The following is a 12776-nucleotide window of genomic DNA, read 5'->3' on the forward strand; positions in this document are numbered from 1 at the left end:
GAAGAGTTATATGGCGATGTACCGCGCATTGAACTGTTTGTCAGGGAGAAATACGGCGAGTGGGATGTGTACGGGGATCAGGTGGACGGAAGCGTTAAGTTATGACACCACAGGAAGCAGAGAACGGACGCAGACGAATAGCAAGGGAATGCCTGAAGGAATTAATGCAGTACACATCAGACGAACAACACACCGCAATACTCGACAAATACACACCGAAATTTAAACCACTTAATCACCTGCGCTTTCCGGCAAAGAGAGTGCTCGGGTATTACGTGCGTACGTTACAGAAGGAGATGAAGGATGGATAACATTAACGATGATTCTTTAATTGACATGAAGTTCATGACGCGAGATGCTGGCTTCACTTCCAAATATTTCTACAGCCAGATCAATAAAGGCAACCTGCCAAAGCCGATAAAAATCGGTGAGAGGTCACGCTGGAAAATGGGTGATTACCGCAAGTGGAAAAACTCTTTTTCATGCCGTTAAAATGCCTTTGTGGGCATCTTTGCGGGCACCCCATGCACACCAATATAAAATTACTAACAATTCCAATATAATGCGAGCGTGTTCGGTGTTTGCAGGGGACACCAGAGACTTGTTCGACAACGTCCTGAGATAACCATCAACCATCTAAAAAACAATAAGTTAGCCATATCCTTTTGTTCGCCAAAAATCGTTAACATCCGCCTACATCAACCTTGCTTTGTTGGTATATCTGTTGGTATCGTAAGTTCGATATGTTTTGTACCAACACAGGGAGGTGCAACCAATGGCTCTAACTGATGTAAAAGTTAAATCTGCAAAACCTTCCAGTAAGCCAATCAAGCTCACTGACGGGTTTGGTATGCATCTACTTGTCCACCCAAGTGGTTCAAAGTATTGGCGTTTTCAATACCGTTTCACTGGTAAACAAAAGATGCTGGCGCTTGGCGTCTACCCTGCCGTCTCCCTAGCTGAAGCAAGGGAGAGACGTGACAGTGCCAGAAAACTGATTGCTAATGGCATTGATCCCAGCGAGAAGAAAAAAGCGGATAAAATTGAAGAGAGTGGCGCTTTAACTTTTGAAACGGTAGCAAGAAGCTGGCATTCCAGCAATAAAACATGGTCAGAAGGCCACCGTACACTGATACTCAACAGCCTAACCACTCATGTTTTTCCGATCATAGGTCAGAAAAATGTTACCGACCTGAAAACTCGTGATTTATTGGTTCCTGTAAAAAAAGCTGAACTGAACGGGCATCTGGAACTGGCCTCACGGCTTCAACAGCGTATCACCGCCATTATGCGCTATGCCGTACATAATGCCCTTATTGAGCATAACCCGGCTTATGATCTGGCAGGAGCAATAGGAACAGCCAAAAGTGTTCATCATCCAGCACTTCCCCTTGAACGTATAGCTGAATTTATGGAACGTATAGAGGAATATAAAGGTAAAGGACTTACCCAATTGGCTGTTCGATTGTGTTTGCTGACCTTTATTCGTTCCAGCGAGTTACGATTTGCACGTTGGTCAGAGTTTGATTCCAAAAATGCGCTATGGACGATTCCTGCAGAACGAGAACCTCTTAAAAACGTCAAGTTCTCTCATCGCGGCTCAAAGATGAAGACTCCCCATCTGGTGCCGCTGAGTAAGCAGAGTCTCGCCGTTCTGAAAGAGATCAAAGCTATCAGTGGCGCTCATAAATTTGTATTCGCAGGTTTTAGCTATGCTGACAAGCCTATCAGTGAAAACACAATTAATAAGGCATTACGCGCTATGGGCTATAACACCCAAAAAGACGTTTGTTGCCACGGATTCCGCACAATGGCCTGTAGCGCTCTGATTGAATCAGGATTATGGTCAAGAGATGCCGTTGAACGACAGATGAGTCACCAAGAACGTAGTTCTGTTCGAGCCGCATACATCCATAAGGCTGAACATCTGGATGAACGCCGCCTGATGTTGCAATGGTGGGCTGATTTTCTGGATGCTAACGGCAGCGGGATGGTTAGGCCGTTTGAGTTTGCGAAGAAGGGATAAATATCAGATGTATTAGTGATACTTCAATTGTCAGCAGGAGTAGCTACTATCTACGCTTGCTCCTGCAGATTGAAGCTAATTGGATACAGTCATAACTTATATGCATCCTCATAAGAGAAAGACAAGTTATACTCATTTATAATCATAACATTAGGAGAAATAGAATGGATGATTTCTTAGAAGGTGAGTTATCTATTTCAAAAAAAGATAATAAAAAAACCATTATTTTACATATGAACGATATAGAAAAAGTATTTATTGAGGATATCACCTTCAAGCCTTTAAACTTCGAAGAAACAGAAATATTATTGGGAGAGGACAACCAAGAAAAAATAATCCCTTTAAAAATAGCAAGCTGTAAAATATCAAACCAACAAATACTACCACCTGAACTTAACATAAAGGATAAAATCACCAAAATAGAGATAGAATCAAGCTGGCCATTAAAAATCATTGCATTAACAATTGGGGGGTGGCTGCCAGCAGGTATTACGCCAAGTGATTCACAATATCTTTTAGATAAAAACGTATTTAACATATTAAATACAAGATATAACAATGGAGAACTAAGGGAGAGTATTGGCAATGATTTTTTTGATTTAATATCAACAGATAAAATAATCATTAACCCATCACTTTTTATGTTAGAGGGGAATAATCAATCCTATGATAGAACAAAAAATGATTTGGCAGAAAAATGCGAAGAAGCTGTGTCGATAGTGAAGAAAACACTACCTAATTCTATTATACCTCATAGTTGTAAGACATTAACAGAATCTACTTTTGGAATGTTATCTCAACTATACAAAAATAATATAGGTAAAATATCATTCATACAAGAAATTATCCTCCACCTATATAAAGAAACAGCCATTAAAAAAAGAAAAAAACAATAAAAACCCTAAAGGGAATCGCCATATCAAATCACATAGACAGAAAAAGCATTTTATTCATTGCAGCTCTTAGCGCTGCATTAAGTAATCCAAAATAAAATCCAGCAAAAAAATATTCAAACCAAAACCGCCTAAAGAGTACACTCAAAAACACGCCTATAATGCACTATCTGATTTTAGAGCGATAGACTATCTCTTGTGGGCCACAGCAATAAATCCTGAAACAAAGAGTTATCTATGCACAAATGACAAAAATTTAGTTAGGTTTTGGTGTGTGATTGAGCCTACGAATTTGATATTTATAGGAAACAAACTTTCATTTAACCTTAAATTCAAAGAGAGCTTATTTAGCAATTTGAATGATGAAGAGTTTCAATGGATTGTTGATTCAATACGGTAATCCCCCCTCTATTCATACAAGACACTATCGAGCGGTCACCTAACATTTTTACATATAAAAGGATAAAAACCTCATAAAAAAAATCAAAAAAATAAAATTCACTCACTAATTTTTATTTTCACTTAGCGAAACAATAAATTAACAAAAATAAGAAGCAGATCGAGACTGATACTTATATAATCAATAAAGACTTAACAATAATATCTACGGAAGGTTGAATTTTTCAGGTTCTATACGTTTTATGGTATCATTGTATTGATCTTATACACTCAGGATAAAAGACAATGACTGACGCTATTAAAGCTCTCAATAACATCCGTACACTTCGCTCACAGGCACGAGAAACAGATCTGGCTACACTGGAAGAGATACTCGAAAAATTAACAGCTATTATCGAGGATAAACGCCAAGAAGAGACAATCGCACAGCAACAAAATGCTGAACGTCAGGGCAAAATCGAAGCCCTGCGTGCGCAACTGCTTGAAGATGGCATTGACCCGTCTGAGCTACTGGGTAATGCTAAATCTTCACGTCCTGCTGCTGTTCGAGCAGCTCGTCCGGCTAAATACAAATACATCGACGAAAATGGCGATGAGAAAACGTGGACAGGTCAGGGTCGAACACCAAAAGTGATTGCAGTTGCACTGGAAAGCGGTAAAAGTCTCGAAGATTTTGAAATCAATTAATTAAAAAACTACATTCTTCAAAACAAACCCGCTAGCATACTGTTATGCGGATTTTGTGCTTATATATTAACGATTATGGTGCAATGATATGGATGATTACATTTACAGAGTTGATGTTGCAATCAAACTTAAGAATATTCAGGATGCCTTCTTTCGTTCTAAAAGATGGGAAAACAGAAGTGGGATAGATTGTCCGCATAAGCTGATGAAAAACCGTTATGCTGGACTCAGTAGCACAGAAGGGATTTATCTAATCTGTTTCTATACCAGCCAGCAAAGAGCGGAGACATCTTTGATAAATGATTTTTCCTATTTTGGTGATTGTAAAATTTCACGTTGTTATAAAGAAGTGGTATTAGGATCTGATTTTATAGAAAGCTGGGATGATTGTTTTCCAGTTGGGGAAGCTTATTTATTTTGGTGTCAGGAAACGTTGACCTCAAAAAACACTCTATTCTCATCTATTGGTATTTCTTTAGAGCACTTTGAAACATTAAATCAGGATGAATGGATTCCATTAACAGACTATATAAGGAATGAATCTCCTTCTGTTAATACCTTAATAAATACAGAATTGTTGTTTGAAGATAAATGTTCAATAAAAAATAACAAAGCATGGTGGAAGTTTTGGTTATAACCAATCCTGCCCAATGATCTTGAATAGATTAGACGTAATAAATTCATGAGCGAAGAGTTCATTCTCATTAGGAAGGCAATATAAATATGCATTTAATTTATCTTGATAACATTTAGGTAAATTAGTAGATGAAAGAATTCTCACGTTTTTGAGATCTATGAATTTAAGAACAGTATCATAGTCGATAAACATGTTTTTATTATCACGGAGATAGACCAGAGCTTGAATGACTATAAATAGTAGATTAAGTCCTCGCCCATGCCAAGTATAGTATCCATCAATGACAGGTAGAATAGTCCATAATGCAGCATTGACACAGAACATTATTATTTTTGACTAACACAACTCACCTATATTCATATTCACCCAGTTTATTTTATGCTCTGATATTTTGGATGGATTCGTTCTTCCCTGCTTCATACAGTTCATATGATACTGGGAAATTAAATTAGCTTCACAAACTAATATTCCTCAGAGCCAAGACAACTATCCTTTATGAAATACTGTTGATAGTAAATAGGGATGTTATACTCTTTTCTAAGGTTTTTTATGTATCTAATTTCTTCTTCGTTAGGTGGACACATACCAATTATAAACATTTTATCCACACTTACAGGGATACTCCTAAAATGCACATATTCGATAATTTGCCCTAAAGCTTCACGTATACAAGCCAGAACGCTTGTGCCTGTTTTTATCTCATAGAAATTGAAGGTTGAATTATTTAATCTCACAGCAACATCTATTCTTGAACTATACCCAGTATTGTTTTCAGTTCCTACATTATCATCCCCATATTCTGAACATAGTAAATCATACAAGCCTTTTTGAATACTGTTGTGTAAATATTTAATTTCAATATCTGACTTACTATTCTCTCTATTCCCAATTTCTTTTTTATCTTTATTCCCAGATACAAACTTGAATGAATCATCTTGCCTATTAATACTTGGATTGCATATGAAATTAAGTAAGTTGTAGTAATTTGAAGGTACCGCCGGATCTGTATATGGAAATGAGTAAGGTGTCACAGACATTAAATTTTCCGGCTTGAATCTAATAACAAAAAAATCTTCCTCTCTTATTTTATCAAATTCATAAGTATCAGCTCCCACGGTTCCCAATTGGGCCTTCATTTCATCATACCATCCTTTTTCCTTATATATTTTTAGTATCCTCTTTGATTCCTCAGCATCCACTGCTTCAACCTGAATAATTTCTCCAAGCCAATATCGTATTTTTTTATTCCCTTCTGACTTTATCGTATATAAGGATATATCATACACACACTTTCTATCTCCATGGTTGTAAATGGATTGTAAATATGCATAATGATAACCATCTATTATCTTATTTGTATCAAAAATCCATTCTTCATGACCAAACCCATATTGATACTCATAGCTATCTTTATTTTTAGATTTCCCTTCATCTCCCGATGGTTTTTTCCAATTATTAGAGTTCCAACATATTCGTGATAACTTTTTAATATAACCTCCCATTAATAATTTCCTTTATATATTATATCAAATAGAAACTATAATAACCCACAGGCTCAACAATACTTCCACCAATATAATCTTCTATCTTATGAAAATATTCAAGGGATTAAACGTTATCTGCGACATTAGATTTTGTCTGTTTAACAGCTACACACCAGCCTAAAAGAAAATTTTGATCTGCCCACCATTCAGTCGTTGAAAAAATAAGAACGCAATCATTTTCACATTTGTAAACACATATAAAATTAACTTATAACCAATTATTAACACCAATATCAAAATAGTACCACGCTGATATAGTCTCAGTTGTTACTTTAACTTGAATTACAAAATGGATTTTTATATATGTCTGACTACGGTAGTCTTTTTGATTTTTCATCCGACAGTGACGATGACGGATTTTACGGATCCTCCCCCAACGCCTCTCTCGTGGCTCCGTTAATCAGCAACCATGTAGTTGTTTACGGACATGGGCGATTAGCTCGCAACAGCCAGGGTGACACCATTCATTGTACCGTTCCTCCCAGCATTACTATCGTTTTTTGGGCTCCGATTGATTGTGAATTGCTTTTATCAAGAGGTAAAACGATTGCCAGCAATGTGGTTCATGCCTGGAACACGCGCGCTACGTCTACCCCGCGACCACGAGTTTTTTCCGGCATTGAAAACGCCGCCTACGATGAACACATACTGAGCTCAATAGAAAATTTTCACTGCCCTTTTGGTGTATCACTTGAACGTGCAGCCCCGGGCAGGGAAAAAAAACTGTCAAACATCGTCAGGTATTACAATATGAAAAACGAACATACTATAATTCACTGGGTTGCATGCCGAGTCTAATGGGTGTTAATTAATTGATTCATCGAAGTGGGTCGCCATTACTATTCATACGACCCCTTATCTCTCCGCCTCAATCTCCCGTATTGCCCGTTTATCGTGATAACAGTCAGCTATCGACTTCATCGCATCCGTCAGCAACAGGATCGCCCACCGGATGTCAGTTCATCCAGAATGATCGGCAGCGGACAATCAGCGGTCAGTTGAACCGGAACCACCGGCGCGGAAACGAATGTCTCTTTCGTATTGCTGCAATTTCCCAATAATGCCGGGGAAAACAGGAGTAACAACGCACTCACTGTCTTTAAACCCCGTTCTGATAACGGTTTTAATTTTGACATTCTTCGTGTCCTCTGTTTCTTTGGCTTTGATGTTGCCGAGTACCACACGCTGGTTGATAGCCGTTGCGTTTGTTTGTTCAGAATTTTGTGGCGGCGTATATGAAAAAAGGTCGCACATGGCGACGTCCGGAATTTATGAAATAGTTTTTATTTCATCCCGTTACTCTGATAGCATCGGGCTCTGATACTTTATAATACAGGGTTAATTGACATGCATAAGATCGGAACATTATTAATTATCGTACCTTTTCTTTTGGCTGCGGGATGCTCATCAAAAATCAAACACCAAACCGATCAGGATGCATGCGTAATAAAAATGGATACTCCGGAAGGGAACCAGCCGGGCAAAATAGACCAGGTTGACGGAAATAGCCCTGAGTGCAAAGCTATCGAAAAATCAATAAATAAAGCCATTTAACTTATTTATCATAAACATCAAAACCACTGGTTATTTAACCTGGTTACGTATCCGCGCCAAACCTCTATAGCATGATAATCTGTTGTGCAGGATACCCGACCGTGTATACTCATACAAATATGCTAATTATTTCAGAAAAAAAGAAACCTCATGCTAAGAAAACTAAAAAGCAAACCAAAATCAACTCAATACATGATTGCCGGTACGATTGTTTTCGTTCTTTCCTGCTTTCGATGGTTTGTAATACCCGAAGAAGAAACGCACAACACACTCATGTCACTCGCAGCTATCGGAATCATTTTTTATGGATTTAGTCTGCGTAAAGACGAAAAGAAAGAATAGTGTTATTCCCCCGGATTCAGGGGGAATTAAGCCCCTTCAAACTCATCAGGCATAATAACCCCGCAGCCCGGCAGATATAGCCCTCCGCAGAGGGCTGTTCTGCATTCTTCCGACCTCTCCGCCGGTAATACCAATTGATGAAAAATGTACCGATGGTGCAGACAATCCCGATAAGAACGGCACACTGATCCAGCGATAATCCCCGGAACGGAAGTGATAAGCCCCCGGGTATATGCTGCGGGCCCGGAATATTTATCTGACATGCTCATATACACTCCCTTGCAGAGGGTTGCGTAAATATTATTGAAAGGTAAATTCAGATAATGTCTGCAATATGAAAATCCGTGTAATCCTGTTTCCGGTTATTTATTTCTTACCATTTTTAACCGTGCATCAATATCCGTAATTGCTGAACGCCCGAACCCGGGTGAAATAAAAGCTTTATTTACCACCCGCCCGCAAAATTTAATCCGTTTCATTCCTTTTCCTTTTGACGGACACTTCATCACCGGCACCGGTTCAGGTTCTCCTCTTATTTCACGGATATAGCGGTACAGCCGAGTGACGGCATCAGGTGCTACCGCATATTGCGGGATATAATGGCGTCCCCGCTTAATCATACCGGTTTTTATCAGGCTGCCGATTTTATGCAGAATCGTGGTATATGTACGGATAAAGGTTTCAGATGTTTTCGTATATCGCGCGGCATCGCTGTTGGTAAAACAATCATAATCCCGGCAGACCCGGATAATATTAGCGTATATTTTAAATTTTTCCTCAGTCATAATATATCCTCTGAAGTATCATCCTGTAAATTACCGGCAACTCCCTGTATTACACGAAGCAATGCCGGATGTTATTAAATAAAATTAATGTGCAGGGCAAATTTAAATAAAGTTACTGAAACTAAATAGTGCCGGAGAACACCGGCGATCATCCCGCTGACGGGATGCTGTTTTGACAGCGATGCGTTTCGCATGCCGGCACCCGTTCACATACAGAGTGTGATTCAGGCTGTTGGTGCGCATTTTTCAGCGCAATCTGTTAAAGAGCGGGACAACATCATCTGTTGATGAATTAAATAATATCTTAGCTATTAAAAATGTCAATATCTTTAGTATTGACAAAAATCTTAATTTTGGTATTACTATAGTATGAGTGAAAAACGACAACTGACGACAGAACAGCTGGCAGACTGCCGAAAACTGAAAGCTTTGTATGAGTCAAAGAAAAAAGAGCTGGGTATCACCCAACAAAGTATTGCTGACATACTGAATATCAGTCAGGGTGCCGTTGGTCACTATCTTAACGGCCGTAATGCATTGAATTTACAGATAGCAAGTGTATTTTCCGCACAACTCAATGTCCCGATTTCTGATTTCAGTCCGTCTCTTGCCGCTGAGGCACAGGCACTGAGTGCCGCTATTGACAGCAATATTTCCGGCCTTCGTCCTTACAAGCCCTCCCCGCGATATCCGGTGATCAGCTGGGTGCAGGCAGGTGCCTGGAATGAGGCAAATGAAGCTTACGGGTTGGATCAAATCGATGAGTGGTATGAGTCAGAAACCCATGTTCAGGGTGCCGCATTCTGGCTGAGAGTCGAAGGGGACTCCATGACCGCACCAGCCGGCAAGAGTGTGCCTGACGGCTCCCTGATCCTGATTGATACCGGAAAAGACGCCGAAAACGGCAGTCTGGTCGTCGCAAAACTGACGGACTCCAACGAAGCAACGTTCAAAAAACTGGTGATCGACGGCGGCAACTGGTATCTGAAAGGACTCAACCCGACGTGGCCGGCCATGAGAGTTAACGGTGACTGCAAAATTATCGGTGTTGCCGTTCAGATGATGATGAAGCTGTAATCATCCCCCCGTGCCGGAGGGTATTTTATTGTTTATTGATAATACCTATGGTATTTATTTATCAGCAGAAATATTGCCCGTAAATAATACAATCAGTACTTTTATGACAGCGGTTCAAAAACACAAAGGAGGTAAACATGAGTTGCCGGGGATATCACTGCGCCAGAGCCCGCCGGGCTGCACGCAGACAAAATTTACAGGCGAAATACCGGCTTAATACAGAACTGAAAACCGCCCTTAACGGAGAATGTGATGAAAAACGGCCACTCTTGTCTCTGAACAGACAGCCGATGGACAGAGTCACAAAAGCACTCTCCGTCAGCCACAGAATTACCCGGCCGAATGCAGTTTGACATATGATCCGGGATAATCCCGTTTACGCTGATTGTCAGCCGCTTTGTAGCATCCCGGATACAGTGCCGCGATCCCGGCCATTAATTATGCCGGTGTGTTAACTGATTCAATTTTGGATGCAAGAGCCAGTGCCATATCAAAAGCGACCCGCTCTGTCGGCTTATATTTTGGTGAAAAGATTTTATTTGCCATATTGTTGCTCTGTTTATCGTTGATAAATAACAACATGCATTACTTATCATTAAACAGGCTTCCTGAATGAGTATATCGGAATATCACAGCATGATCAGATCAGTAACCGCGTATTTGTTCAATACAACGGCTGTTTTCCGGTTTGCTATATTCTTTTTTTCTCACTGGGATAACTTTTGGGTATTAATGTGCCCTTTGTCACATTTTGTCATGGTTTGCTGACAAATCCCGATAATACATTAATCAGAATTTAAAAAGCCGGACACTACTACACATCCGCTCCGGTATAGTGAGTTCATCCAAGTAGAGAGTACCCTGAAGAAATGTTGTGATTATGCCCGCGGATTGCGGGCTTTTTTTTATTTCTGTCAAGATGAAATTTTTGCATCACCCTTCCCGTTGACCTTTCTTCCATTTTGCCGCTATTTACTGATACATACTTTCAGTAAACAGAATGGTGAACATAATGAAAAAGCAATTCTCTCTGTTTTTTTCCGGTGCCGTTTTAGCACTGGGATTTTTACTGTCAGGTTGTGATAAGGGCACAACTGATATGACAAAAATTAAAGTCGGTGTGATTAATGGCGCCGAGCAGGATGTGGCTGAGGTTGCGAAAAAAGTGGCCAAAGAAAAATACGGGCTGGATGTCGAGCTGGTCGGTTTCAGCGGTTCATTGTTACCGAATGATCCGACCGCCAATGGTGATCTTGATGCCAACGTCTTCCAGCATCGTCCTTTCCTGGCTCAGGACAATAAAGCCAGAGGTTATAACCTGGTCGCCGTGGCAAATACCTTTGTATTTCCGATGGCCGGTTATTCCGATAAAATCAAAAATATCAGTGAATTAAAAACCGGTGATACTATTGCCATGCCAAATGACCCGACAAACCTGGGGCGGGCATTATTATTAATGGAAAAAGAGAAGCTGATTAAATTAAAATCCGGCACCGGTTTATTACCTACCGCGCTGGATATTACCGAAAACCCGCTGAAACTGAATATCATGGAGCTGGAAGGCGCTCAGTTACCCCGGGTGATTAAAGATCCGAAAGTAACCGCAGCCATTATCAGCACCACCTATATTCAGCAGACCGGTCTATCTCCGGTAAAAGACAGTGTATTTATCGAAGATAAAGAATCACCGTACGTCAATATTATTGTCACCCGTGACGATAATAAAGACGCGGAGAATGTGCAGAAATTTATTAAAGCCTATCAGTCACCGGAAGTCGCCAAAGCGGCGGAAACGCTGTTTAACGGCGGCGCGGTTCCCGGCTGGTAATCTGAATGATACCGTGCCGGAGACTCTCCGGCACGGTAACTCATGCCTCATTCAATCCCCGGCGCAGTACTGAACCCGATAGCACCTGATCCCGGAGCCGATTTTTTTATTTAACTTTTCACAATAATCCTCTCCGGAAAAAGAAAATGAAGGCTCCCTTAATTCTTTCTGATAACCCGGATTAATTCAATTTAAGTTATTAATTACTATTTTTTCTGATAATAGTCAGAGCACCGGCACTGTAAAGGAAAAAACAATGAATAAAAATCAGAGCGATACCGATAAGGCAGCAGCAAAGATCATCAGAGGCATGGAGCGTATCAACCGCTTTGCGGATAATTACACTGCATATCTTTCAGAAAAAGACAAGACGCACCGGGTCAGGCTGACAGAAGAATGACAAAAAAAACGTAATCGGTGCCCATAATAAATTTATTTTCTGTTGAAGATTCGTTTAAATTCAAAAATAAATAAACTCAACGCACTGATTTTAAAATAAAAAATGATTATTTTTGACTATAGTGAAATATCAGGATTTGTCAGTTTTTTGGAGATTTGAAAATATTGCCGCTGTTTATGTATATCCCGTTGTGCGGCGAAAAAAACAGGAATATGTTTCATCCATACCCGCAAAGCAGGTATAAATACTCCCGTAATCCTGAGGATATCATAATGAAACATTCAGCCCTTATTGTTGCAACTCTGGCCGGTTTATTCTCTTTCGGTGCAATGGCATCGACTCCGGCACCGGCAGTTTCAGCCGCGCATTCCGGTATTACCGCCACGAAAGCAGACAGCCATGCAAAAGCCGTAAAACACGACGCAAAAGTAAAAAGCGAGAAAGGAAAAAAAGCGAAAAAAGTTAAAGAGGAAAAACAGAGCGCAATCTGATCATGATAACGGTGCTATCCGCGGATTAAACCGGCACCATACCGGGGCCGTAAAAAAACCTCCCGTTCACACGCGGGAGGTTTTCTTTTCTTCTTAATTACCCGTCATCAAAT

At 40.1% G+C, this 12776-nt stretch carries 16 protein-coding genes; 12 read left to right on the forward strand and 4 right to left on the reverse strand.

Features of this window, described 5'->3' with window-relative positions; genetic code table 11:
* Positions 1-303 precede the first annotated feature (303 nt).
* The 5 genes from U868_RS0121220 to U868_RS0121240 all read left to right on the forward strand — a co-directional run bounded on the left by U868_RS0121220 (position 304) and on the right by U868_RS0121240 (position 4642).
* Complete coding sequence (locus tag U868_RS0121220) at positions 304-492, forward strand: helix-turn-helix transcriptional regulator (RefSeq protein ID WP_025155030.1); 189 nt, start codon at positions 304-306, stop codon at positions 490-492.
* Between the two features lie 283 nt (positions 493-775).
* The gene (locus U868_RS0121225) at positions 776-2026 is read left to right on the forward strand and encodes a tyrosine-type recombinase/integrase (protein WP_025155031.1); all 1251 of its coding nucleotides are present in this window, start codon (positions 776-778) and stop codon (positions 2024-2026) included.
* A gap of 164 nt (positions 2027-2190) precedes the next feature.
* Positions 2191-2922 carry a hypothetical protein gene (locus U868_RS0121230; RefSeq protein ID WP_025155032.1) on the forward strand — a complete coding sequence of 244 codons (732 nt, stop codon included), beginning with the start codon at positions 2191-2193 and terminating at the stop codon, positions 2920-2922.
* Positions 2923-3603: 681 nt separating this feature from the next.
* Positions 3604-4005: an H-NS family nucleoid-associated regulatory protein gene (locus U868_RS0121235; protein WP_025155033.1), complete on the forward strand. Its 402-nt coding sequence runs from the start codon at positions 3604-3606 to the stop codon at positions 4003-4005.
* 88 nt (positions 4006-4093) lie between these two features.
* Positions 4094-4642 (forward strand): hypothetical protein, encoded by a 549-nt coding sequence (locus tag U868_RS0121240; protein WP_025155034.1) that lies wholly within the window; start codon positions 4094-4096, stop codon positions 4640-4642.
* Positions 4643-5103: 461 nt separating this feature from the next.
* Here U868_RS0121240 and U868_RS0121250 read toward each other — a convergent pair whose 3' ends face one another.
* On the reverse strand, positions 5104-6144 hold the full coding sequence (locus U868_RS0121250; protein ID WP_025155036.1) for a hypothetical protein: 1041 nt from the start codon (positions 6142-6144) through the stop codon (positions 5104-5106).
* A 345-nt stretch (positions 6145-6489) separates the two neighbouring features.
* Here U868_RS0121250 and U868_RS25625 point away from each other — a divergent pair, with 345 nt between their 5' ends.
* Positions 6490-6984 carry a putative adhesin gene (locus U868_RS25625; protein WP_162817275.1) on the forward strand — a complete coding sequence of 165 codons (495 nt, stop codon included), beginning with the start codon at positions 6490-6492 and terminating at the stop codon, positions 6982-6984.
* Between the two features lie 189 nt (positions 6985-7173).
* On the opposite strand, the gene U868_RS0121255 is transcribed toward U868_RS25625, so the two are convergent.
* Entirely contained in the window at positions 7174-7440 is a 267-nt protein-coding gene (locus U868_RS0121255; protein WP_025155037.1) for a hypothetical protein, read from the reverse strand.
* Positions 7441-7533: 93 nt separating this feature from the next.
* On the opposite strand from U868_RS0121255, the gene U868_RS0121260 reads away from it, so the two are divergent.
* Positions 7534-7740 (forward strand): hypothetical protein, encoded by a 207-nt coding sequence (locus U868_RS0121260; RefSeq protein ID WP_025155038.1) that lies wholly within the window; start codon positions 7534-7536, stop codon positions 7738-7740.
* A 358-nt stretch (positions 7741-8098) separates the two neighbouring features.
* On the opposite strand, the gene U868_RS26395 is transcribed toward U868_RS0121260, so the two are convergent.
* Positions 8099-8338 (reverse strand): HP1 family phage holin, encoded by a 240-nt coding sequence (locus U868_RS26395; protein WP_430623541.1) that lies wholly within the window; start codon positions 8336-8338, stop codon positions 8099-8101.
* A 106-nt stretch (positions 8339-8444) separates the two neighbouring features.
* Positions 8445-8867: a hypothetical protein gene (locus U868_RS0121270; RefSeq protein WP_029991443.1), complete on the reverse strand. Its 423-nt coding sequence runs from the start codon at positions 8865-8867 to the stop codon at positions 8445-8447.
* Positions 8868-9236: 369 nt separating this feature from the next.
* Between U868_RS0121270 and U868_RS0121280 the strand changes: the two genes are divergently transcribed.
* From U868_RS0121280 to U868_RS0121310, 5 genes are all read left to right on the forward strand, one after another.
* Positions 9237-9944 carry a LexA family protein gene (locus U868_RS0121280; RefSeq protein WP_025155040.1) on the forward strand — a complete coding sequence of 236 codons (708 nt, stop codon included), beginning with the start codon at positions 9237-9239 and terminating at the stop codon, positions 9942-9944.
* Positions 9945-10081: 137 nt separating this feature from the next.
* Entirely contained in the window at positions 10082-10297 is a 216-nt protein-coding gene (locus U868_RS24840) for a hypothetical protein (protein ID WP_071997752.1), read from the forward strand.
* 659 nt (positions 10298-10956) lie between these two features.
* The gene (gene nlpA, locus U868_RS0121300; protein ID WP_025155042.1) at positions 10957-11772 is read left to right on the forward strand and encodes a lipoprotein NlpA; all 816 of its coding nucleotides are present in this window, start codon (positions 10957-10959) and stop codon (positions 11770-11772) included.
* A gap of 256 nt (positions 11773-12028) precedes the next feature.
* Positions 12029-12172 carry a hypothetical protein gene (locus U868_RS25775; RefSeq protein ID WP_029991444.1) on the forward strand — a complete coding sequence of 48 codons (144 nt, stop codon included), beginning with the start codon at positions 12029-12031 and terminating at the stop codon, positions 12170-12172.
* A 272-nt stretch (positions 12173-12444) separates the two neighbouring features.
* On the forward strand, positions 12445-12663 hold the full coding sequence (locus U868_RS0121310; RefSeq protein WP_025155043.1) for a hypothetical protein: 219 nt from the start codon (positions 12445-12447) through the stop codon (positions 12661-12663).
* The last annotated feature ends 113 nt before the right edge of the window (positions 12664-12776 follow it).

The sequence above is a fragment of the Morganella morganii H1r genome (assembly GCF_000633515.1).
GTDB lineage: Bacteria > Pseudomonadota > Gammaproteobacteria > Enterobacterales > Enterobacteriaceae > Morganella > Morganella morganii_B.

Excerpts from the sequence above, each read along its gene's own strand:
- U868_RS0121220 (WP_025155030.1), top strand. The coding sequence starts at position 304 with ATGGATAACATTAACGATGATTCTTTAATTGACATGAAGTTCATGACG.
- U868_RS0121225 (WP_025155031.1), top strand. The coding sequence starts at position 776 with ATGGCTCTAACTGATGTAAAAGTTAAATCTGCAAAACCTTCCAGTAAG.
- U868_RS0121230 (WP_025155032.1), top strand. The coding sequence starts at position 2,191 with ATGGATGATTTCTTAGAAGGTGAGTTATCTATTTCAAAAAAAGATAAT.
- U868_RS0121235 (WP_025155033.1), top strand. The coding sequence starts at position 3,604 with ATGACTGACGCTATTAAAGCTCTCAATAACATCCGTACACTTCGCTCA.
- U868_RS0121240 (WP_025155034.1), top strand. The coding sequence starts at position 4,094 with ATGGATGATTACATTTACAGAGTTGATGTTGCAATCAAACTTAAGAAT.
- U868_RS0121250 (WP_025155036.1), bottom strand. The coding sequence starts at position 6,144 with ATGGGAGGTTATATTAAAAAGTTATCACGAATATGTTGGAACTCTAAT.
- U868_RS25625 (WP_162817275.1), top strand. The coding sequence starts at position 6,490 with ATGTCTGACTACGGTAGTCTTTTTGATTTTTCATCCGACAGTGACGAT.
- U868_RS0121255 (WP_025155037.1), bottom strand. The coding sequence starts at position 7,440 with ATGTGCGACCTTTTTTCATATACGCCGCCACAAAATTCTGAACAAACA.
- U868_RS0121260 (WP_025155038.1), top strand. The coding sequence starts at position 7,534 with ATGCATAAGATCGGAACATTATTAATTATCGTACCTTTTCTTTTGGCT.
- U868_RS0121270 (WP_029991443.1), bottom strand. The coding sequence starts at position 8,867 with ATGACTGAGGAAAAATTTAAAATATACGCTAATATTATCCGGGTCTGC.
- U868_RS0121280 (WP_025155040.1), top strand. The coding sequence starts at position 9,237 with ATGAGTGAAAAACGACAACTGACGACAGAACAGCTGGCAGACTGCCGA.
- U868_RS24840 (WP_071997752.1), top strand. The coding sequence starts at position 10,082 with ATGAGTTGCCGGGGATATCACTGCGCCAGAGCCCGCCGGGCTGCACGC.
- nlpA (WP_025155042.1), top strand. The coding sequence starts at position 10,957 with ATGAAAAAGCAATTCTCTCTGTTTTTTTCCGGTGCCGTTTTAGCACTG.
- U868_RS25775 (WP_029991444.1), top strand. The coding sequence starts at position 12,029 with ATGAATAAAAATCAGAGCGATACCGATAAGGCAGCAGCAAAGATCATC.
- U868_RS0121310 (WP_025155043.1), top strand. The coding sequence starts at position 12,445 with ATGAAACATTCAGCCCTTATTGTTGCAACTCTGGCCGGTTTATTCTCT.